Genomic DNA, 24,807 nt, shown 5'->3' with positions numbered 1-24,807 from the left:
TGCAAGTAAACCGAAGTTAATCATAACTTTAGTTGGTGATGCTGATTTTGTACATAGATGCAAAGTGAGCGTAAAGCAGTTCACCAATATGACAAAGTATAAGGAATGTAGTGAATGAAACTGCTTTTGCGTTTTAATATGGCACTGGTCTGTGCATTGTTGTTGACAACGTATGCATTTGGTCTACCAAAAGGCTCGAATTACGCACCAAAGATAGAGAACATTTCAACCTATAATGGCTTAACTAACCCTCAAATTTACGCCGTCACTAAAGATCATCAAGGGTTTATGTGGTTTGGGAGCGCTGATGGTATTTTGCGTTATGATGGGTATCAGTTTACCTCTTTCAAACACGACCCTGAATATGCAGCTTCGTTATCGGCCAACAGTGTGGGTGTGCTGTTATTCGATAGTAAAAGGCAACTGTGGGCGGGTACTTGGGGAGGAGGGTTAAATCTATTTAAAGGAAAGCGTGATTTTCAGCATTTTAAGTATGATCCTAACAACCCCAATTCATTGGGTGCTAATAAAGTACAATCTTTGTTTGAAAGTCGTGATGGGACATTATGGGTTGGGACAAATGGCGGTGGATTAAATCGCTTTAATCCAGATCACGGTAGCTTTCAACGTTTTACACATGATGAGCAAGACGCCAATAGTATTGGGAACAACCGAGTGTGGAGTATTACCGAAGATCTGCAAGGTGGTATTTGGGCAGGAACGTCGAATGGCTTGTATCGATTAAATAGAAAAGACAATACATTCACTGGATTTAATGTCGCATCGGGATCTTTGGATCATTCTGAAGTCAGGCAAGTCTCTGTTGATTCGTTAGGACAACTTTGGGTTGCCACACGCAGCAGTTTCGGGCTATTTGACCCTACAACGGGTGATTATCAAACCTATAACTTAGCAACGCAAGGGTTGCCAAGTGTGACAAGTTTACTGCACCATGAAGGTGATATTTTACTAAGTACCTTTGCTGGAGTGTACCGATTTTCTCCAAGACAACGTAAGTTTATGTCGGATGCATATTCGGGGGCTGAGGCGCAGTTGCATAATCGAGATATACGACAAGTGTTGGTGGATGATACCGGTTTGTTGTGGGCCGCTACACGTTACTCTGGCGTTATTAAAGTTTTTCCACATCCCCCTGCTTTTGTTTCGCATAAAAACTATCTACAAGATTATTTGCTCTCTGGACTTTTTAACCAAGTACTTTCTATGGCGACGGCTCAACAAGGTGGAGTTTGGTTGGGAACTGGACGTGGGCTTGTACATTTTGATGGTAAATCGCAATTTACGCCTTTTGCCACGCGTGAAGCGTTAACAGGGAACTATCGATTACGAGTACACAGCTTAGCACGAAATAAAAAAGGAGATTTATACGCGGGAACTAATTATGGACTATATCGGGTGGATGAAGTTAATAATAAGTTGCAGCAAATTCCTTTGTTTTGGCTTAAAAATCAACGGCATTCGGTCGAACAAATTAGTTTTGACAAACTGGGATATGTCTGGCTAGTTATCTCAGGAAATAATCGCGTTGTGCGTTGGGATTTAAGTACACAAGAATACTCAGAGCATTTGCAAAATATCGATCCTAGTTTTGTCTTTAATGATAGCCAGCAAAACACATGGGTCGGTACTGAGGGCGACGGTGTGTTCATGCTTGATCATGCAAAAGAGACGCAACGCCAATATATTATGCAAAAGGATGAGCATAGTTTAAGTGACAACTACATTAATTTTATAATGCAACATGAGAGTAAAATTTGGTTCGCCACTAACAATGGGATAACCAGTTTTGATTTGTTATCTAAGCAATTTCAGCGCTATTCGAATACAACGTCTGAGTCGAGCTTTTCTGTACAATCTATAGTGGCAGATAATGCAGGCTTTTTGTGGCTGGCCACCTCGAGTGGGGTGTTAAAACTAGATACTGTCAATGGTGTATTCCATCAGTTTACAACCAATGATGGTTTAGCAAATAATCATTTTTTAACAAACTCATTGGTGTTTTCACAAGGACATATTTTATTTGGCAGTATTGATGGGATCACGCGCTTTGAGCCTCAAAAAGTCACAGTTAATACGGCGGCACCGCAACTGGTGTTTACACAAGTAAAGGTGGATGGGCAGGTCGTTAATCATGCAAAAATGCCGCTGATGTTAGAAGCCGAGCATAGTTCAATTACCATTCAATATGCTGCTTTAGACTATCAAGCAACGGAAGATAATCGATACCGAGTTTGGTTGGAAGGGTATAACGATGGCTGGAGTGATGTTTCTGCAAGTCATATCGCCAATTTCCGAGACTTACCGCCAGGCGAGTATCAGTTTAAAGTTCAAGGCAGTAATAACCATGGTGTTTGGAACCGTGATGGAATAGCCTTGCATATTATTAAGGTACCAGCGTGGTATCAGACGCTATGGTTTCAAATATCATTGCCGGTTGGAGTCAGTTTGTTGCTGATTGGGGCATTTGCATTGCGTTTGCATCGATTACGCAAAGCAAGTTTGAAACTAGAGTATAAGGTGGCACAACGGACCAAGGATATTGTTGTGCTTGGTGAGGTTGGTAAAGAAGTTGCTGCAACGTACGATATGCAGGCAATTTGTGAAACGATTTATAACCACTTAACCAAAACACTCCCTTGTGATTTTTGTGCCATCGGTATTTATCATAAGGAGCAACAATACATTGATTATATCTTTGCAGTGCAAACAGGAGAACCATTTGATGCGTTAATTTCCCAGACTAATGTGACTCACAGCGCAGATGCATATTGTGTGAGTCATGCTGAAGAGTTTTATGCTGATAATGACACGAAGTGGCAAGGTTATGGGTTACAGCCGAGTATTAGTTTAAACGGAGAACATACCAAAACGGTGTTTTGTGCACCTTTGATTGTAGAAGGTCATGTGCTCGGGGTGTTCACCGTCCAATCAGATATTGAGTATGCTTACAAAGAAACGCAGCTAAGTATTTTACGGGTAGTCGGTAATCATTTAGCGGTGGCACTGGCTAACTCTTTGTCTTATAGCGAGCTGAAAGAAGCAGAGCAGCGATTAGAGCTTGCTATGCAAGGTGCGAATGCCGGTACATGGGAATGGGACTGCCACAGTGGGTTGCTTGTTACTAATAGTATATGGTCAACAATGCTTGGTTACCTCGATGGGGAATTAGAATCTCGTTTTGGTACAAGTATCGCGCGCTGGCGCCAGTTAACCCACCCAGACGATATTGAACACGCGGAAGCGGCGTTAAATGATCATATTAAAGGCAAAACGGATACCTACCGGTGTGAGTTTAGAATGCGCACGGCAACAGGTGAGTGGAAGTGGATGTTAGGTATTGGTCGTTGTGTCGATTTGCAAACAGGGCTGGGCAGAAAGGAAGTATTTGGGATCAATATGGATATCTCAGATGCGAAGCAACTCGAAGTAGCGTTAAAAAAAGCCAAAGAAACCGCAGAAAGTGCGACACAGGCTAAGTCTGATTTCTTATCGAATATGTCTCATGAGATCCGCACACCTATGAATGCAATAATAGGTATGAGTTATTTGGCATTAGAGACAGAATTGGATAGAAAACAGCGTAACTATGTTGAAAAAATTCATCGTAGCGGAGAGTCACTACTAGGCATTATTAATGATATTTTGGACTTTTCTAAAATAGAAGCTGGTAAATTGGATATTGAATGTGTGCCTTTTTGTTTAGAGCAAACGGTTGCTGATAGTGTTGATTTATTGAGTATAAAAGCGAGAGAGAAGGCGCTTACTTTTAATGTATTGCTGGATCCTATTTTGCCTGAGTATGTTAAAGGAGATCCGCTTAGGATCACCCAAATACTGCTTAACTTAGGCAGTAACGCCATCAAGTTCACGCCTAAGCAAGGGGAAGTGACCATCGACATAAAATTGGTTGAGCAAGGGCATGATACAATTGATGTAGCGGTTGCTGTAATCGACTCGGGAATTGGTATGACTGTTGAACAGCAGCAGCGATTATTTCACTCGTTTAGTCAAGCGGATACATCGACAACACGTAAATATGGCGGCACGGGGCTAGGACTTGCTATTTGTAAAAACCTTGTAGAATTGATGGGGGGGCAAATTAGCTGTCAAAGCATTGTTGAAATAGGCAGTACATTTTCATTTAACGTTCAATTGCAAGTAGATCCTTCACAAAACCGTAATCTAACAAAGTTGCCAATAAGTGGCGCTCTCATTTTAGATGATAATCAGTATTCGGGAAGAGCAACCAGTTTGTATTTACAACAACTGGGAATCGCGGCGCGGTGTGCAGCGCCAGAAGAATTGCAAGAGCTCACAACACAGATATTATCAACCGAATTATTATGTATCGACGAACAGGCCCAAAAACAATATGACATCATTGAATTCTCGAGGTCACTGTGCCCAACTTTGCCGATAATAATTATGTGCCAATATGACTGCGACCATGCAGAACAGCAGTTCTCCAGCTGGTCCAATATTGCATTTATCACGAAGCCCATTTTTGCTACTGCGTTGCGTAAAGTGATCTATCAATTACTGGATATCCCGATTGAAAGTACAGCACAAAGCGGCGAGAAAGCGGTTGTCCCATCATTAAGGGGGGCAAAGTTATTGTTGGTTGAAGATAATGATTTAAATCAAGAACTCGCAGTTGCATTATTGAATAAGCAAGGAATAGACGCATGCGTGGCAGAGCACGGGCAGCAAGCTCTAGAGATGCTAGAGGGACAAGAGTTTGATGGGATTTTGATGGACTGTCAGATGCCTGTTATGGATGGTTATGAAGCAACACGGGCGATTCGACTTCAAGCGCAATACGCAGCATTACCTATCATTGCTATGACTGCCAATGTGATGAGTGAAAGTCAGCAAGAGATTGTTGAATGTGGCATGAATGACATAATTGTTAAGCCAATCAATATTATTAAAATGATAGATACTTTAAGCAAATGGATCCAAGTAGACAGCTCGAAAACCGGCACGCTTGAAACCGCTGTTGAAGGGGACGATGTATCTTACCTATTTGCGCACATTACGACATTAGATTACCAAGCAGGTTTGGCGATTTCATCGGGAGACAGTGGCCTCTATCACAAATTACTAAAACGATTTTATGATAAACAGCAGCATTTCTCAGCGGCGTTTGCAGCTGCTCTTAACGATGTTCATACGGAGAAGGACTGTCAGTCGGCCTTGCGCTATGCACATACATTAAAAGGAACGGCTGGAAATATAGGGGCTACACAGGTTCAACATGAAGCGAGTAATTTGGAAACTGCGTGTACACAGCACAGTGCAATACTAGAGCCTTATATTCTCGCTGTTGAGAAAGCATTAGCATCTTTATTACCCGAATTAGCTGATGTTTTGAAAGTACTTGAAGCTGAGGTTACATATAACCAGAAAGAAAGTCCGGGGTTAAAAGACATAAGTCTAGATGAGTCGCAAGTACAAACACTCTTGGCTCAGTTAAACGATTTAATCGTTGACTCCAACATTGAAGCATCGGATAAAGTGGTGGAGTTAGCGACCCTATTACAATATACCGACTACAAGATACCCTTACTAAAAATAGGTGAGGTGATTGATGAATATGATTTTGATGAAGCAAAGGAGTTACTCTCGGCTTTTGAGTATTGCCATGAAAAGGTTGAACTTGAATAGACGCTGCATGCAGATACGCATTGTATACCTATCATGACGCCAGAGTAAGGCATGATAGGTATAAATGCATCGATAGAACCTAATATCGCATTATACAATATGAACTTTGAGTAAATCGGTGGATATATTTACTCATCCGTAGATTGTGGGTAGCAATCATTTAGCTTATACATGTGCCTAGGGCTGACGGGGAGTTGCTCATTACTGCTTACATACACTTTCAATTTTCCTGATGATTTTTCAACTTTAGAGATAAATTGCGTATTAACGACATAGGATCGATGTATTTGAATAAAATGCTCGCTCGCTAATTCATCTATGACTTTAGCGAGTGTTTTTCGTATGGTGTACCTTACTTTTTCTCCTGCAATATAAGTCCATAAGTAACAGTAGTTCTCTTCTACTTTAATGTATTCAATACACGACAGTTCAACTTTTTCATCTATGCCATTATTTTTAATTCGTATGTAAGTTTTAGATGGATTCTTTACCGATGATTTTTCCGCTTGAGTTCTTTTATTAAATAACTTTACAGAATTTATAGAGAGTAGCGAAACAAAAAATGCGAGCAGTGCGCTGTTCGCAAAATTAGCGACATATCTGCCTTGTAGGGCATGCTTTCTCTCAATTTCGAATAATAAAGGGCTTAGTTCAAAGATGAATTGGCAAATAAGGTCAACGCATGCAAAAGAAATGGCAAAAAAAACACTGATTTGCCAAATTTTGTAATGTTTAATAAATGATGAAGATGTCATTTTAAATCTAAAATAGAGCTCTATAACCATACAGCTCAGTACAACTTTGAGCATGAGCAAAGCTGAGTGAATGGCATATTCTACTTTCTTCATGTAGGAGAAATCATTGCTATGTACTACATAAAGGAAAAATGAGCTGAACAGGAAACAAAATAGGTAGTACAAGAATCTATCATTAAGAAATTTAAATAAAACTGGGTTTTTTTTGATGTAAGTCAATAACGGTATTTGATTCATAATATCCATATCCAGGAGCACTTTCATTGGAACTACAATGTGCAAAAATAATATATCTACCACGGTTGGGTGTCAATAAAAGGTAAGTGAGGTTGGTGTTTTGTATTTTAATTATTACTTTTAATAACAAGTAACTGTTTTTGTTGATATTGTTGATTTTTTTAAAATTATTTCCCGCTAATTATTATATGAGGTTTTATTTAGCAAAGTTAAAACTGTTTTGATACTTGCAATAAGGTTAGCTGGTTTTTAGATGTTAATAGTGATTCTTTATAGAATTAATGACATTACACTTTAAATTTGTATACATTATTCACTTTGGTTCTTTGGATTATAAATCGGCTTGTTCTATATCTATTCTTTGAAGCAGTTATTAAGGGTTTCTTGCCACATAAATAAAAATAATTGGCTAGATGGTGAGTGGTGTATATGGCACAGATTGTATTTATATTTGTTGCTATTTATTTTATAAAAATCAATGGTTATTTTGCTTTTTTGATTCAACTTTAACTTTAACCTTTTATTTCAACCGCTTGAGTGGCCTTCTTGGTGAGTCGATTACATCCCTGCTTGATATTGTTGCAAGTGTTGCTGTATTTACTACATCAATTTTTGTGTTGGGGGGAGTTGGTTTTATCAATAAATCACAATTGAAGTCGTTTCATCACAAAAAAATATACATAAATATTAATTTTATTCATATTGCTTCCAGTTCGAAATTGTACCTTTTTATAAGTCGTGTTCTAGCGTTGCTTTTGTAAATGGGATCATTAATCGTTAAGTGGGAGTTTATTATGAGTATGAGAGTTTCATTAGTTGCGAAAATAGTTTTTGTTTTACTGTTTTCATTCGTTTTCCTATTTCTAGTCGGGTGTTCTTCAGCAATTAGCAAAATAGATTACTCTAATGTATTTAACCGAAAAGGTTGGAATCATACGGATGAGGTGATAAAGAAACTTGATATTAAGAAAGGGGATGTTGTTGTCGATCTAGGAGCTGGTGATGGTTACTTTAGTTTTTACCTAGCAGAAGCTGTCGGGAAAAATGGAAAAGTATATGCAATAGATTTATCAAAAAGTGAAGTGAATAAAATAAAATCCAGAGTGGAAAAAGAAGGCGTGAGCAATATATATCCAATCTTGGCGAGTGAGAAAAACCCTAACATTCCCACTAATGATGTTGATCTAATATTTATGTCAAATTCATATCATCATATATCAGAAAGAGTTGAATACTTTTCAAATATTAATAAGCACATAGATATGAATGGAAGAATTGCTGTTCTTGATACAAAGAAAGGAACCCCTTTCTTCGTTATTCCTCATGGTGTGCATTCTGAACAAATAAAAAAAGAGCTTAAAGATGCTGGTTATAAATATATAACTGGTTATGACTTCCTACCATTCAATAACTTCGAGGTTTTTTCTAAGTAGTCAATTTAGTCCTATAAGGGATTGTATTTATGTCGGCTAAAAAAATAGGCTTGATAACTGCTGTGTCCGTTATTGTTGGTAATTCAGTTGGTAGTGGAATATTCACTACCTCTGGATTCCTAGCGCGGGATATTGGCGACCCTGTGACCATATTATTAATGTGGATCGTGGCTGGGGGAATCGTTTTATGTGGTGTTCTAACTTATTACAGGTTGTATTTGAAGTGGCCTGAATCAGGTGGTGAGTTTATATATATAAGTAAAAGATTTGGGCCATTAGCCGGCTTTTTATCAGGTTGGACTTCATTTACTTTTGGGTTTGGAGCTGCGATTGCAGCATCTGCTATTAGTTTTGGCTATTTCTTAGATGGTGCTTTGTCTAGTTATTTAAATATAGGTAGTGAAGATGTTGTTGGCTATTTAAGTAATGATGGGGATATCGGTGCTGGTTTTGTTGTTATTAATCCAATCGTTGTTTCTGTGATGTTAATATCGATTATTACTCTTTTTCATACAGTAAGTGTGTCAATTAGCGGACGAGTTCAATTTTACCTCACGCTCATTAAGGTTTTAGTTATAGTCTCGATATTTTTTATGGGATTTTACATAATATATGATGATTATAATAGTCACAGGTATACAACTTATGGTGGGCTTTTCATAGATAACTTCGTGAATGGTTCTGTTAATGATGATGTATCTATATTTGACATGGCAATAGGTATGGTTTTCATTATGTACGCTTATTCAGGTTGGAATGCGATTAATTATATAAGCGAGGAAATAGAAAATCCGAAGGAAAATATGCTGAAAGCTATGGTTTTTAGTGTGGCTATAATTGTGTTTTTATACGTTTTTCTTAATTTTATTTACTTTTCCTCGCTTTCTATTGAATTATTATCGGCGGAACCAATTGTACCTGTTGCAGAGAAGTCCCTTAGAGCATTACTGGGAAATGGTGTCTCAATTATATTTAGCTTGATTTTATGTGTTTCAATAATGAGCTCTATAAGTGCAATGGTCTGGGTTGCTCCAAGAGTTTATTTAAAAATGTCTAAATATAATGATCGAGTACCTAATTTTGTAGGGAAAGAAAATAAGAACAGTATACCTATCAACTCAATGTTTGCTCAGTCTACGTGGGCTGTGCTTATTTGCTTAAGTGGAACTGTTGAAGAAATACTCATATATAGTGGTTTTCCATTGCTTATTTTTAGTGCTTTAGCGGTGTTCTCTAGTTTTGGAAACAGGTTTAGTGGCGAGTCTAAATTGAGTTACTTTCTATATAGTTCTTGTTCATTTGTATTTATTGTTTTTGTGTTTTTTGCAATGGTTATGGTGTTTGTTGAAAAGCCGTATATATCAGCTTTATCTATATTTACGGTGTTGTTAGGTGTTCTATTCTATTACTTTAGGGAAATTAAAAGCTTTGCTTTTTATTTTTATAATAAATAACTGGTGGTTTTATGAGTGCTTCAAAAAATTATAGTTTTGTTGATTTTATAATAAACAATCCTATTAAATCTATTTTTTCATCTTTAATGATGTGTTTTTTGCTGATTTCTGGAGTTAGATATATCCAAGCTGATTTTTCATATCGAGCATTTTTCTCTGAAGGCAATCCGTTGCGCGTTGAAATTGAAGGTTTTGAACGGGAATTTAGCAATGATGATTCCATCGTTTTATTGGTTAAGAGTCCATCAGGTATTTTTGATAAAGAAACATCGGAATTAATCGTTAAACTAACAGAGGAAATGTGGCAGGTTCCAGATGTGATTCGCGTTGATTCTCTGAGTAATTATCGTTGGGTGCATGCCTCTGGAGATGACATTGTTGTTGAAGCATTAATTCCTGATAATGGACCATATACAACAAAGTTGCTCGAAAAGCGTAGAGCAGTTGCACTCTCCGATGAAATAATTCCCGAGCTATTGGTCGACTCAGATGCTACGACAACCATGATTGTAGGATATATGAGGCCTACTATCACCTCTGCAGTGGACGCAGCCCCAGTTGTTAATGCAGTCAGAGCACTCGTTAAACAGTATCAAGTTGGTGACCATGAAATTCATATCACTGGCCGGACGGCTATTATGCAAGGTATGAAAGAAAGTTCCCAAGCAGATATCAAGTCACGTTTACCTATTGTTCTAGCCGTTATTATTCTTGTACTGGCTTTTCGTTTCAAACATCCAGTTGGTGTTTTCCCTGTCATTCCAGTGATTGTTTTAAGTGTTGTTGCAACAATGGGGTTAGCGGGTTGGACTGGAATTAAAATCAGTAATATTACGGCCTTGATCCCACAGTTTATTATCGCTATCTGTGTTGCCGATGCAGTTCATATATTAACCAGTTACTTTTTTTATCGACGGAAGAACTATGACGGAAAGTTGGCAATAAGAATTGCACTAAATGAAAATGTCTTGCCCACATTATTAACAACTATAACGACTTCAGTGGCATTCTTTAGTTTCATGAGCTCTCAAATAGGGGCGGTTTCTGAATTAGGTTTATTGGTTGGCATAGGCACCATTATTGGATGGTTTATGTGTTACTTTTTTTTAGGTGCCGTTTTATCCAAGGTCCCTAATAGAAAATCAAATGAGAAACTAATCTTAATTCATACTGAGTACGAAGAAAGTAATGAAGAAAATAAGAACTCATTTGTTTTTAAATATACCAAAAAAGTATGTGCTAATGCTCATTTAATTACTTTTGTTTTTCTAGGGTTATCAGTAGGTAGTATTTACGTCGCAGGTCAGAATGAAATTAATGCGAATCCATTTAAGTATTTTGCTGAAGGTTTTTGGTTAAGAGATTCAAATGATTTCGCTGAAGACAACCTGAAAGGTTCGCAAGGTATGGAAATTGTTGTTAATAGCGGTTTCTCTGACGGTATCAAATCACCTGATTTTTTAAAGCAAGTGGAATCTTTTCAACAATGGATTGATAGTACACCAGGTGTTGTTAGAACTTATTCGATTATCGATATTATTAAGCAGTCTAATCGCTCATTACATGGAGATGATCAGGAATATTATACATTACCAAAGACTAGAGAGGCGGCCGCAGAATTAATCTTTTTATATTCAATGAACTTACCACAAGGTTTGGATCTCTCGAATCGCATCAGTATTAATAATGACTTAGTTAGGATCAGTGTAAGGTGGACAAATTACGACTCAGCATTAGCGACACGGTTCGCAGATGAAATAGTTCAATATGGTCAATCTCAGGGCTTAAATGTACATGCGACCGGAAAAATGCTGCTGTTTCAACGTATGAATGGATACGTAGCTACATCATTTTTTGTAACGCTTCTTATTACTATTTTAATAATCAGTATTCTTCTTGTTATTACTTTTAAATCTATCAATTTGGGATGGATAACACTCGTTGCGAACTTATTCCCACTCTGTTTTGGCATGGCCATTTTATATCTTAGTGGTAACGCAATAGATATTGGCGCTGTCATTGTGCTGAGTGTGTGTCTAGGTGTGGCGGTTGATGACACGATTCATTTTGTGAGTCACGCGCAGAGATTATTGAATGCAGGAAAAGAAATAGGCTTTGTTATACGCGACAGCTTGTTAAAAGTTACACCAGCAATAGCAATCACAACGCTTATATTAACGATCGCATTTGGTTCTTTTATGAGCGCTGATTTTGTCCCAAATGCAAACTTTGGCCGTATGGCTGCTGCAATACTAAGTACAGCGTTAATAGCAAACGTCACATTGTTACCGGCATTATTATTCTTAATACATAGAAAGAAGGAGGTTGCAGTTTTTAATATGAATGAAGCAGAAAATATTAAAAGTTAAAAAATAATTTGTTTAGTTTTTAATCAAGGATTGGATATGAGTGAAATAGTAGAATATAAAAATAATAATTTTTTATTTTTAACACCAGCAGACCAATGTTTAAACTCCTTTTGTGAGATCGTTGATCATTGGGCTGAAAAAAAACCAAATAGTTTGGCTGTGCAGTTTTTAAAAAAGGGCAAGGAGCTAGACAGCTTAACATTTGAAGAGCTGAGAGAAAGGTCTGTAAGTATTGCAAATAGGTTATTAGAATCTGTTGAGCCAAAAAGTCGCGTTATTCTAATGTTTGACCAAGGGGTAGATTATTTAACATCATTTCTTGGCTGTTTATATGCCAATATGGTTGCGGTTACAGCTTTTCCACCGCAAGATCCAAGAAGAAATGAACGATTGTCGGCGATTATAAATGACTGTGGTTCAAAGTTAATATTAGTTAATGATAAAACAAAAAATGCATTGGCGGGTGATGACGTTGTTCAGTCTGGAAATGTTGAGTTAGTGAATGTTTCAGATGTAGATATTGATTATTTAAATTATCAAACAGTTCCTGAAATAAAGCTAGATGACTTGGCTTTTTTACAATATACATCAGGATCAACAGGGTCGCCAAAAGGGGTGATGGTTTCACATTATAACCTTATTAATAATGTGGAATTGCAAAGGTCAAGCATGGGTTTGGACGAAAAGAGTGTTTTTGTGTCTTGGCTACCTCTTTATCATGATATGGGATTAATATTAATTTCATTATGCTCAATTTATAATGGAACACCATTATATTTTATGGCCCCTGATGATTTTGTTCGCAGTCCAAAACTATGGCTAGAAGCGATTAGCCGTTATAAAGGCACGGTGAGTGGCGCGCCTGATTTCGCATTTAGAATGTGTTGCGACAGAATCAAAGACCTATCAGAGGATATTAATTTATCGTCTCTTGAAATCTTGGTGAATGGCTCAGAGCCTATTCGTCAAAATACGGTAGAGCGGTTTTATAAACAATTTTCAAATAATGGATTGCGTCAGACAGCGATGCACTCTGTTTATGGCTTGGCCGAGTCTACGGTATATGTTTCTGGTGTTAACATCTTGAAACACAAAAAGTGCTTTTCATTGGATGCATTAGAAAAGGGTCAAGCAATAGAACAAAACACAGATATGAGAGTGTTGGCCAGTTGTGGGCGTTTAGACACAGAGTTCTCCCCTGATATTAAAATTGTAGACCCATCAGTGTTGTATGAAATGGCAAATGGGCTTGTGGGTGAAGTATGGATCGCGAGTAAGAGCAACGGATCTGGGTATTGGAATAAACCTGAATTGTCTGCAGAAACGTTCGACAATGTGTTGAGCACCGATGGTAAGACATATTTAAGAACGGGCGATCTTGGGTTTGTGTATGATGATCATTTATATGTATGTGGACGAATAAAAGATGTGATTATCATTCGAGGTCGCAATATTTACCCCTCAGATGTATGTTCCAGTGTTGAATTTTCTCATGAATCTTTGCGATCTAGACCAATTTCTGCGTTTAGTATTGATACACCAGATGGTGAACGACTCGTCGTCGCTATTGCAAATAAAGGGTCTGAAGAAAGCTTCGAAGAGGTCATTACGAGTATTAAGAAAAAGGTACTGAATGATTTAGGGGTGGATGTTTCTGGGGTCATATTTGTCAGTAATCAAAACTTGTATCGAACAACCAGCGGAAAAATACAGCATGTTAAGCTGAAATATGAATTTATTAATGACGAACTATGTTATAGGCATCGTTATCTCGATGCAGATCTGCAAAGGTATGTCAGTGATCAAACAGTAACAAGGCACAGTACGATTACTGATATAGAAGAAGCCGCGATTGAATTTAAGCATCATATTGTTGGTGATACCCTGCAAAAGTGGATAGCTCAATTATCGAACATCTCAACACAGCCAGACTTATCTCAGAATTTATTTGAATTAGGATTAGATTCACTTCGGGTTTCTCAGCTTCTTGAAAAAATAGAAGAAAGTTACGGTATCAGTATTGATTTAAGTGATTTTAGTGAGGCGCCAACGCTGTCATTTTTAATTACGACCGTTGAGGTTAGGTTTCGGGCATTGTTAGACATCGATGTGAATGACGAATGCCAAGTTGTGGAGGTGGAACTATGAACGAGTTTCATCCCCATTTATATGAAAATGCAGAAAAAATTTACACGGAATTAACGGCCCAGGGTGTGGCAGTACAATTGGTAGACAATAAAATAAAAGTGTATGCCAAAGAAAACACCCTCAATGAAAGGCAAATAGCAGATTTAAAAAACAATAGGTCACAGTTCATTGAGTTTTTAAGTGGTAAAAGAAAGTTACCCACAATTATCGCTGATGATGCCGCAAGATATGAGCCTTTTCCGCTCACGGATATCCAAAGGGCTTATTGGGTTGGTCACCAAATGGAAGTTGAACTGGCGGACGTCTCTATACATTATTATTCAGAAGTGAGCTGTGCGTCGTTTGATATTGCCGCATTTGAGTCTGCAATCGATAAAACGGTGATGCGTCATGACATGTTGAGGGCGGTCGTTGATACTGATGGAAATCAACAAATTTTACGTTCACTGCCACCATATCAAGTCAACTTTACCGATTTATCAGATTTGAGTGAGCAGCAACAAAACACTTGGTTGGAAGCGTATCGGGCGACCATTTCGCACTCTCAACGTAAACCGGATCAGTGCCCTAGTTTTGGGTTTAGTATTGTTAGGTTAAATGAACGCGTTGATATCCTGTTTGCAAGCGTAGATTTATTGCATGTCGATGGTGGCAGTTTGATGATTTTGTTTGACGACCTTTTTAGGTTTTATAACGATGCAAGCTATGATCCATCACCAATTTCCATTTCATATCGAGACTATGCGCTAGCGGAATTTAGCATTCATGGCAGCGCACTTTACAATGAAGGTCTGACGTACTGGCGCAATGAAGTTAAAGGGTTACCACCAGCACCAGAGCTTCCACAACTGAAGAGTAAACCGGCTTCAACTAAATTCGTTCGTCATCAGTTTGATATATCCAATAAACTCGGCAGTTTGTTAAAACAGCGCGCTGTTGAATTGAAAATAACACCGACCGTTTTTGTAATGATGGCTTTTTCAGAAGTGTTGAAGCAGTGGAATAGCGCACAAGACTTTACATTAAATGTCACGGTGTTCAACCGTTTACCTATGCATGCTGATGTCAATAAATTGATTGGTGACTTTACTTCAATGCTGTTATTGCCGGTGTGCCACACTGCAACGGAAACACTAGCCGATAAAGCATTGAGAATGCAGAACAAGTTGTGGGAGTCGATGAAGTATCGCCACGTTAGTGGCGTTACAGTATTGAGTGAACTTGGTAAACATACTGGTAATCAAGGCAATGTACAAATGCCCATTGTTTTTACAAGTATGTTGGACCTTGGTGGACAAGGGCTCCCTTCTAATTGGCTTTCATCTTTTGGTACCGAGCGGTTCACACTCACACAAACGCCACAGGTGTCTTTTGATCATCAGATAACGCAATTAGAAACAGGCGAAATGCGTTTTAGCTGGGATATTATTGACGAACTTTTCCCTGCCACAATGGTGGAGGATATGTTTGAAGTTTATGAAAAAATGGTTATGCAGCTTATTACACAGGCCGGTGTATGGCAGCAAACGGCACTAAACATTTTACCCGAACAGCAAATCGATATGTTGCAAAGCGTGAATGATACAGCAATAGACTTTGGTGGCGCGAAGACCTTACTTGATTTAGTTCAGACAAGTGTGATGAATACCCCTGATAATTGCGCGGTTAGCGCTCAAAATGGTGATTTAAGCTATCGGCAGTTAAATGATGCGGGGCAATTTTATGCCATTAAATTAACAGCCGCTGATGTTCAACCTAACGCAGTGGTTGCAATATTGATGGAGAAGGGGTGGGAACAAATTGTTGCCGTACTCAGTATTCACCACAATGGCTGTGCGTATTTACCAATCGATGCAGAGCAACCAGATAGTCGTATAAAGTATCAATTAAAAAATAGTGACTGTGATGTGATTTTATGTCAGTCACATTTACGGCAACGCGCTACAGATTTAATAAATGGTGGGTTAACGATTGTTGTTGATACATATACAGACATCGCAGTCGACCAGCATGATTTGGCGTTATTGCGTCAGCGCAAACCATCATCAGAATCACTATCTCATATCATTTATACCTCTGGTTCAACAGGCAAACCCAAGGGAGTGATGGTTCAGCACCGCCAAGTAGTTAACCGGATGTTGGACATCAATTTGCGCTTTAATGTCTCTCAACAAGATAAAATTATTGCATTAACTGCACTGCATCATGATTTATCGGTTTATGATATTTTTGGCATGCTAAGTGCGGGTGGTCAGCTTATTATACCAGCTCAGGAGTTGCGGCTAGACCCAGAACACTGGTTGGCGTTGTGTAATGCGCACCCTATCTCTTTGTGGAATTCTGTTCCTGCTTATTTGGCTATTTTTTTAGATTATTTAGACGCTCAAGCAATGAGTTCTGTCAGTAAATTACTCCGCTTTTTCATATTGGCCGGCGATTGGATCCCCGTTAATCATCCACAAAGAGTCGCTAAATATTGGCCAGACGCGACCTTTGTCGCTTCAGGTGGTCCTACAGAGACAACTATTTGGGATATTTACAATGTTGTAGATAAACAAGAAACGTTTCAGGAGTCAATTCCATATGGTAAGCCACTGGCAAATAGTCAATATAAAATTTTGGACTGTTATGGTAATGCTTGCCCCACTTGGGTTGCGGGTGAAATGTACATTTCAGGCGCAGGCGTTACGCCAGGGTATATCAACCAACCAGAAATAACCGATGAGAAATATGTCACATTAGGTCATGACGACACTCGCTATTTTAAAAGTGGAGATTTAGGCCGCTATTTGCCAAGTGGTCAGATTGAGTTTGTTGGGCGAAATGATCATCAAGTTAAAATTAGGGGGTTACGGATTGAATTGCCAGAAATTGAGGCGGTTGTATCTATGTTACCTGAGGTTGATAGAGCCGTTGCGCTGGTGACGAAAACTGAACATGGACCTAAATTACGTTTATGGGTCGCGAGCGATGTCGTTACACATGGTGATGTTGTTGAAGACAGTAACTCTAATCATTTTGATAATGAGGAAGCTGACTTCGCACAGTCCAAAATGGCCATTTCAGATGTCAGTGAACGATTGAGTAAAAAGTTAGAATATAGCGCACTAAACCCCCGTCAAGATACCTTATTAAAGCCATTGTTAGACCAAACACATAATGCTGTTGAAAGCTTGTGTAGTTATCGAGACTTTTTACCTCGTCCGATCACAGAGCAAGAGCTAAGCAGTATGCTTGCTTTACTACGTGCGCGTTTTAAAGAGGGAGAATTGAAGTGTGGTTATGGCTCAGCTGGGGGATTGTTCCCAGTTCAAGTGTATATGCATGTGAAAGCGAATAGGGTTGAGAACTTAGAAGCGGGTTTGTATCGCTATTATCCTATTGAGCATGCGCTTGAGTTTATAAATGACACTCAAGTACCTGATAAAATACACTTTAGCCACAATAACATGACATATGAGAATGCGGCTATTAGCATGTATTTTGTATTATATGAACCCACAATAGTGCCTCTATACGGTGATTTTGCAACGTCAATGGCTTACATTGAAGTGGGCATGATGGCGCAACTGTTGCGAAGTGAAGGCGCAAAACAAAACATTGGGATTTGCCAAATTGGAGGATTTAAGCATCAAGATAAATTAGAGGCAACACTTAATTTAACGCATGACCAAGTGTTTCTTTCTTCTTTATTATTGGGATTAACTCCCCCCATACATGATGAGCCGTCACAAGTAAGAAGCAGTGATGAATTAATTGACAAAATTAAGGCTCACCTAGCGACACAATTACCCAAATACATGGTACCTGAAGAGATTGGCATTATTCCTAAGCTTCCTCTTACACCGAATGGAAAAATCAATAGGCAATCTTTACTCGAGTTAGAAATCAAGACAACAAGTCGTGATGAAATAAGCTTGCCTAAAAATCATTTAGAGTCTGAATTAGCAGAAGTATTTAAGCAAATATTAAATATTGAACATATCAGTACGACTGAGCGATTTTTTGATATGGGAGCAAACTCAGCTTTGTTGGTAAAAGTATTCCATGCTTTTAAGAGCCGCGTGGATTTAGACTTTAAATTAATCGCTATGTTTCAACACCCTACAATATCGGGTTTGATTGAGCATGTCAGTGCTAAAGCAGCCTCAAACAACAGTGATATAGACGCCACAGAAGTGAAGCGTCTTTCAATTCGACGTAACAAATTAAAAAAAGCACGTAGCAAGGATTCATCATGGAATTAGAAAATGCAATTGCAATTATAGGACTGTCGGCTCGGGTACCGGGCTCATCTGAGTTATCGGAGTTTTGGTCAAATTTATGTGAAGGGAATACGGCATTTCAGGCTTTATCTGATGAGGATATTAAAGCGCAGGGTATTCATGAGAAATTTCTGTCGCAAGAGAATTACATTAAAGTGGGAACAGGCATTCCTGATACCGATAAGTTTGATGCCGCTTTTTTTGATATTCCAGCAAGGGAAGCATGTGTGCTCGATCCACAGCAGCGGGTTTTTCTTGAAGGATGTTGGGAGGCATTAGAAAGTGCAGGGTATGCAACCGAGCGAAGTAATCGTTCTGTTGGGGTGTTTGCTGGCGCAAGTATGAATTCGTACTGGATGCGAAATTTGGCGTGTGAGCCAGAATATGTATCTTCTAATAGCGGTTTTCAAAGTTTATTAGGGAATGATAAGGATTACCTGGCAACTCGGGTTGCTTATAAACTTAACCTGCATGGTCCCGCGGTAACATTACAGACCGCATGTTCTACCTCTTTAGTCGCAGTTCATATGGCATGCCAAAATATCTTGCTAGGTGAATGTGACATGGCATTGGCTGGTGGCGTGTCAATTAAGGTGCCGCAAGAAGCCGGTTACTTCTATCAAGAGGGGATGCCCTTTTCAAAAGATGGGAAATGTTTGGCATTTGATAAAGAGGGAACAGGCACTATTTTCGGTAGTGGTATGGGGGTTGTTTTACTTAAATCTTACGAGCAAGCCGTTGCCGATAACGACGATATTTTAGCTGTAGTACGAGGTTCTTCATTCAATAATGATGGTAACAGAAAGGTTGGGTTTACGGCACCAAGTTCAGAGGGACAAGTTGCTGCGATAAAAAGAGCATTGGCTGTCGCTGAAGTTGATCCGAAAACGATTAGCTATATTGAAGCCCATGGTACGGGTACTAATTTAGGTGACCCCATTGAGTTTCAAGCAATTGAAGAAGTATATGGTCAAGGAAAGTTGCCATGTCGTATTGGTGCTTTGAAGGCCAACATCGGGCATTTAGAAACCGCTGCGGGTATTGTGGGATTAATCAAGTCAGTGCTCATGTTCCAACATAAAAAAATCCCTCCAGTTGCGAATTTTACTTCAATAAATCCACATATTGATATTGACCCAACCCGTTTTTCTTTTAATACAAAATTGGAAGCGTGGCATTCAGAGGGGCCAAGAAGAGCTGGGGTAAGTTCTTTTGGTATGGGGGGAACAAATACCCATATTATTCTAGAAGAAGCTAATTGCGATAAAGTATTTCCTGCTGAGAGTACGGATATACATCGAGAAATCATCACCCTCTCAGCAAAAAGTAGTAAATCATTAGAGAACATGACAGAAAATTTGGCGCATTGGTTAGCGTGTAATCCCGAAGTGAGTTTGCAGCATGTGGTTGCAACATTACAAGAGCGTCGACAGGATTTTACATTTCGCAGAGCGATTATCGCCAAAGATGTTGCACAAGCGCTCGATGTTATGACTAATCAGCCGCAGAAACAGATGACGATGTCGAGTGCCTCAAGGGAAGATATCGTCTTCTTGTTTCCTGGGGCGGGTGCACAATACGTCAATATGGGGCGGGATTTATATCGTAATAATCAGGTGTTTCGCCAAGCAATCGATGTCTGTTTAGATAGATTTGATGCGTTATTGAATCATCCAATTCGACAGTATTTAGATGCACCTGATGAGCAAGTTGATGCATTGATGGTTGATTTACAAAAACCAAATTTGATGTTTCCAGTTACGTTCACTTTCCAATATGGGTTTGCACAATTATTTAAGTCCTGGGGAATTCATCCAAAAGGGCTGTTAGGGCACAGTCATGGGGAATATATCATTGCGCACTTAGCGGGTGTCATGGATTTTGACACTGTCACTTTATTAGTCGCCAAGCGTGCTGAATTAATGATGAAGCTTAAAGTCGGCGGTATGCTTGTTGTGCCCCACAGTTATGACGAAGTAGCGCCTTTAATTCGCGGTAATCATATTTCTGTTGGCGCTAAAAACAGCAAGAGAAATACGGTACTTTCCGGTGAAAAAGGGCAGTTAAATAGTGTGAAAGACTTGCTTGAAACACAACTGAACTGCGAAGTGAAGTGGTTACACATTGACGCCGGTTTGCACAGTTATTTAGTCGATGAAATATATGATGAATTTTATCAAGTTGTCGATAGCTGTAAATTACACACGCCGCAGTTAGATTGGGTTTCTTCAATTAGTGGTGATTGGGTGTCTGCCTCTGAGGTTACCGCGGCAAAGTATTGGGCCGAACATATGCGTAATACAGTGGAATATGCAAAAGCCAGTGCAACACTCGTTGAGAAGTTTGGCAATGCTGTATTTGTTGATTTAGGTCCAAATCAAGTTGTAGGCGAGTTACTGAGAGAGAACCATGCAGAGAAAAATCTCGCTATTGTATCTGTTGCACGCAGTGTGCGTCAAAAAGAATCAGACTATGACATATTACGTGATGCATTAAGTAAAGTGTGGCTATTTGGTTACCCGCTAGATTGGCAAGCAATGGGAACGACCACACAGCAGCTAATGCCATTACCATTGCCCACTTATGCTTTTGATAGAAAGACATACTGGATCGAACCTAAAACCAATTCAAAGGAAGGGGCTGATTTTGAAAATATGACGTTTATTAGTGGAGTTGATGAGCAAGAAAGCGATGCAAATACGCTGGGGAATCGACCGAATTTAATGACGCCATACACAGCACCGGCTACAGCAACTGAAGAATCAATAACGGATATTTGGCAAAAGTTCTTCGGTATTAGCCCTATTGGCTCATTTGATAATTTTATTGAATTGGGCGGGACTTCATTACTTGCAACGGAAGTCATTGGTGAAATTAACAAATCTCACAAATGCAAGGTCACTCTGTCTGATTTTCTCGCGGGTGGAAATATTAAGCTCGTGGCGGCACTTGTGAGTCAGTGGCATGAAAAAAATGAAGAACAACTTAAGTTAGAAATTCTTAAAGAATTAGAGCAAGAGTTGGCTAATTAGTAACCCTAATGGCCAGTATTGCACATGTAGTTGCTGGCCGAATTGACTTAAAAATTACAAAAATTGGAAATATACGTAATGAATGATTTAGATACACGGATTGATAATCTATCACCAGAACAAAGAGCAAAATTTGAAGCATTGTTAAATGAGAAGAAAAACCAACAGCAGCTTGCTACAAATGAATTGGAAATGCCGCAAATAGACCCTCAGCCGGAAGACAGATATAAGCCATTTCCATTGACTGATATTCAGCAAGCACAGTGGTTTGGTCGAAGCGGGATTTTCAGTATTACTGTTGCAGGACATGGCTATGCTGAATTTGACTGTGCTGGAAAAGATCTCGACCTATTAGAAAAAGCATTCAATCAAATTATTGATGAGCATGAGCAAATGCGCATGTTAGTGTTACCTAACTTACAACAGCAAGTGCTAGAAAGTGTTGATTATTACCGCTTTAAGCGATACGACATGCGAGGTAAATCAGAGCAAGAATTACAAGTATCGTTAGATGCAGTTAGAGAGCGAATGTCTCATGAGATTTTACCCTCTGATGTGTGGCCTATTTTTGAAGTGTGCGCAACCCTATGGGATGATAACTTAAGATTGCACTTTAATTTTGACTTATTGGTTGGCGATGCGTGGAGCTTTAGGGTAATTATAGATGAGTGGGCGCGTATATATGATGATCCTGACAATTATCGACCAAGTCCAAAAACCCTATCATATCGTGACTATGTCTTAGCGTTAGAGGAATTAGAGTCTTCACCATTATTTGAACGAGATCTCGCCTATTGGCAAGAGCAACTTGTGGATCTGCCACCGCCACCGATGCTCCCTATGATTGCGACTCCAGAAGAGATAACAGAAGTCACCGCAGAGCACTACTCAATCGTACTTGATGAACAACAATGGACTGACTTAAAAGCGGTAATACAGCAGAAGAAGTTAACACCATCTGGTTTTTTTGCCAGCGCGTTTTCTGAGGTTATCTCTTTGTGGAACTCAGTATCACAACATACCTTAAACATGACAGTTTTTAATCGCTTACCTTTACACCCTGACGTGAATCAGTTGATGGTTGGTGAGTTTAATTCATTTCAATTAGTGAAAGTAGACAATAAAGGCGAGCGTTCGTTACAAAGTCGCGCTGTCGAAGTTCAATCTTTGATGTGGCAACACCTTGAGCATCGCAGTATTACAGGTGTTCGGCTCATGCGTGAGTTGACTCAAATGACGGAAAGCTCGGTTGGTGAAGCGATAATGCCAGTGGTCTTTACCAGCACCTTGGCACACCACGAAGGCGAGACTGATATGCCAACGTTGGCTCCGGGAAAATGGGTTTACGAAGTATCTCAAACACCTCAAGTTTGGATGGAGCACCATTTATGGGAAGAAGACAGCGAATTAGCACTGCATATTGATGTGGTGGCTGGACTATTTCCAGATGGCTTGATGGAAGACTTTGTTGCGACATATGAGAGTCTCATACAGCGCTTAATTTACGATGATTCCGCGTGGCAAAGAAGCAGTGCTGATTATTTACTCCCTGATTATCAAAGCGCATTATGGGAAAAATATAACGAAACGAAGGAAGTACAACCTACGGGGTTACTTCATAGTGCGATAAGTAAAACTGCAAAAGCGTATGCAGATAAAGTCGCAGTATTTTCAAGTAGAGGCGACCTAACGTACGGACAGCTTGATGACATATCTTCGCAGCTGGGGAATTATCTATATGATCAGGTTGAAGTAAATGAGTTAGTTGCGATTGTTGCACCAAAAGGTTGGGAACAAGTCGCCGCTGCTATTGGGATCTTAAAGTCAGGTGCGGCGTATTTACCAGTAGAGCAGGATCAACCCACAGATCGTTTACATGAGATTTTAGCCAGTGGTCAAGTGAAACATGTTGTGACGACTCGAGCACTTATGGCAGAAATTACCTGGCCGGAGCAGGTGCAATGTATTAGTTTTGACTGTGATGCCGTTACGCAACAATCAACGGTTGCAGCACCGCAAAGGCAGACGCAAGAAGATGTGGCATATGTGATATATACCTCGGGATCAACGGGTAAGCCAAAAGGGGTGACGATAGATCACCTTGGCGCATTGAATACCATTGTTGATATGAACGACAGATTTAATATTACCCACGATGATGTTATTTTTGCGATATCAGCACTGAGTTTCGACCTGTCTGTGTATGATATATTTGGCTGTTTAGCAGTCGGAGCGACGTTGGTTATGCCGCAAAGTCAGTTACCAGATCCTAAGCATTGGTTGAGTTTGGCGGAGCAACATCAGATCACGGTGTGGAACTCAGTGCCTGCATTATTAGAGATGTTTGTAGATTATGCAGAAGAGCAAGCGGAAACGATCCCTGATTCATTACGCCTATCTTTGTTAAGCGGTGACTGGATCCCATTGACCCTGCCAGATAAGCTGCAACTTGTTAATTTTGATATGGACGTTATCAGTCTCGGCGGCGCAACCGAGGCATCAATTTGGTCTATTTATCATCCAATTAAGCAGGTACATTCGAGTTGGAGCAGTATACCTTATGGTAAGCCTCTGAAAAATCAAATGTTTTATGTTCTTAGTGATGACTTGGAAGTATGCCCTCTTTGGGTTACGGGCAACCTTTATATTGGTGGGATCGGGGTCGCTAAGGGCTATTGGAATGATAAAGAGCGCACAGATGCTGCATTTATAATACACCCAAAAACAGGTGAGCGTTTGTACCGAACAGGTGATTTGGGGCGTTTAAGGCCAGAAGGCTGGATTGAGTTCATGGGTCGTAATGATACACAGGTTAAAATTCGCGGTTTCCGTGTTGAGTTAGGAGAAATTGAAAGTGTGCTATCACAAATAGGATCACTTAAGCATAGTATTGTCGTGACAGCGGGCGAGTCTAATCAGAATCGTCAATTGGTTGCCTATTTAGTTGCACATGATGTGGTTGAAAATACGATTGAGTTTATCGAATCAATTAAAGATCAATTACGCGCTAAGCTACCAGATTACATGATCCCAGAGAACGTCCAGTTGCTCGATAGCCTACCTTTAACTGCAAACGGCAAGGTAGATAGAAAGAACTTACCCAAATTTGATAGCTTAGAAACTGACACTGTGTACGTTGCGGCTTCGACAGATGTTGAAATTCGAGTGGTAGAAATTTGGCAGCACCTCCTCAAAGTTGACAAAATCGGTGTACATGATGATTTCTTCAGGCTTGGTGGGAATTCATTGGTGGCGAGCAACCTTTTATATAAATTAAATGAAGTATTCAGCGTAGATTTGCCGCTTTCAGAACTGTTTGAAGCAACGACCGTCGCACAAATTGCAGCACTGATTGAGCAATCACTTATTGCACAGTTAGAAGCAATGTCAGATGACGAAATTGAACTTCTGGAAGACTTTTAAGGA

At 39.4% G+C, this 24,807-nt stretch carries 9 protein-coding genes; 8 read left to right on the top strand and 1 reads right to left on the bottom strand.

Going from position 1 to position 24,807, the window contains the following annotated elements:
* Positions 1-114: 114 nt before the first annotated feature.
* Positions 115-5,688, top strand: coding sequence for a two-component regulator propeller domain-containing protein (locus J8L98_RS05235; protein ID WP_210995622.1), 5,574 nt, complete (start codon positions 115-117; stop codon positions 5,686-5,688).
* Between the two features lie 128 nt (positions 5,689-5,816).
* On the opposite strand, the gene J8L98_RS05230 is transcribed toward J8L98_RS05235, so the two are convergent.
* A complete protein-coding gene (locus J8L98_RS05230) occupies positions 5,817-6,536 on the bottom strand; it encodes a LytTR family DNA-binding domain-containing protein (protein WP_210995621.1) in 720 nt (239 codons plus the stop codon).
* Positions 6,537-7,474: 938 nt separating this feature from the next.
* Here J8L98_RS05230 and J8L98_RS05225 point away from each other — a divergent pair.
* The 7 genes from J8L98_RS05225 to J8L98_RS05195 all read left to right on the top strand — a co-directional run bounded on the left by J8L98_RS05225 (position 7,475) and on the right by J8L98_RS05195 (position 24,804).
* Complete coding sequence (locus J8L98_RS05225) at positions 7,475-8,113, top strand: class I SAM-dependent methyltransferase (protein WP_210995620.1); 639 nt, start codon at positions 7,475-7,477, stop codon at positions 8,111-8,113.
* Positions 8,114-8,142: 29 nt separating this feature from the next.
* Positions 8,143-9,567 carry an amino acid permease gene (locus tag J8L98_RS05220; RefSeq protein WP_210995619.1) on the top strand — a complete coding sequence of 475 codons (1,425 nt, stop codon included), beginning with the start codon at positions 8,143-8,145 and terminating at the stop codon, positions 9,565-9,567.
* 11 nt (positions 9,568-9,578) lie between these two features.
* Complete coding sequence (locus tag J8L98_RS05215; RefSeq protein ID WP_210995617.1) at positions 9,579-11,936, top strand: MMPL family transporter; 2,358 nt, start codon at positions 9,579-9,581, stop codon at positions 11,934-11,936.
* 36 nt (positions 11,937-11,972) lie between these two features.
* Positions 11,973-14,084 carry an AMP-binding protein gene (locus J8L98_RS05210; RefSeq protein ID WP_210995615.1) on the top strand — a complete coding sequence of 704 codons (2,112 nt, stop codon included), beginning with the start codon at positions 11,973-11,975 and terminating at the stop codon, positions 14,082-14,084.
* Complete coding sequence (locus J8L98_RS05205; RefSeq protein WP_210995613.1) at positions 14,081-18,331, top strand: non-ribosomal peptide synthetase; 4,251 nt, start codon at positions 14,081-14,083, stop codon at positions 18,329-18,331. The genes J8L98_RS05210 and J8L98_RS05205 overlap by 4 nt, the downstream gene beginning before the upstream one ends.
* Complete coding sequence (locus tag J8L98_RS05200) at positions 18,322-21,381, top strand: type I polyketide synthase (protein ID WP_210995611.1); 3,060 nt, start codon at positions 18,322-18,324, stop codon at positions 21,379-21,381. Before J8L98_RS05205 ends, J8L98_RS05200 begins: the two co-directional genes overlap by 10 nt.
* 78 nt (positions 21,382-21,459) lie before the next feature.
* Positions 21,460-24,804: a non-ribosomal peptide synthetase gene (locus J8L98_RS05195; protein ID WP_210995609.1), complete on the top strand. Its 3,345-nt coding sequence runs from the start codon at positions 21,460-21,462 to the stop codon at positions 24,802-24,804.
* Positions 24,805-24,807 lie beyond the last annotated feature (3 nt).

Source organism: Pseudoalteromonas sp. MMG013 (genome assembly GCF_018100885.1).
GTDB lineage: Bacteria > Pseudomonadota > Gammaproteobacteria > Enterobacterales > Alteromonadaceae > Pseudoalteromonas > Pseudoalteromonas aurantia.
Note: the sequence above shows the minus strand (reverse complement) of the source record. Positions and strands in the feature narration are given on the sequence as shown.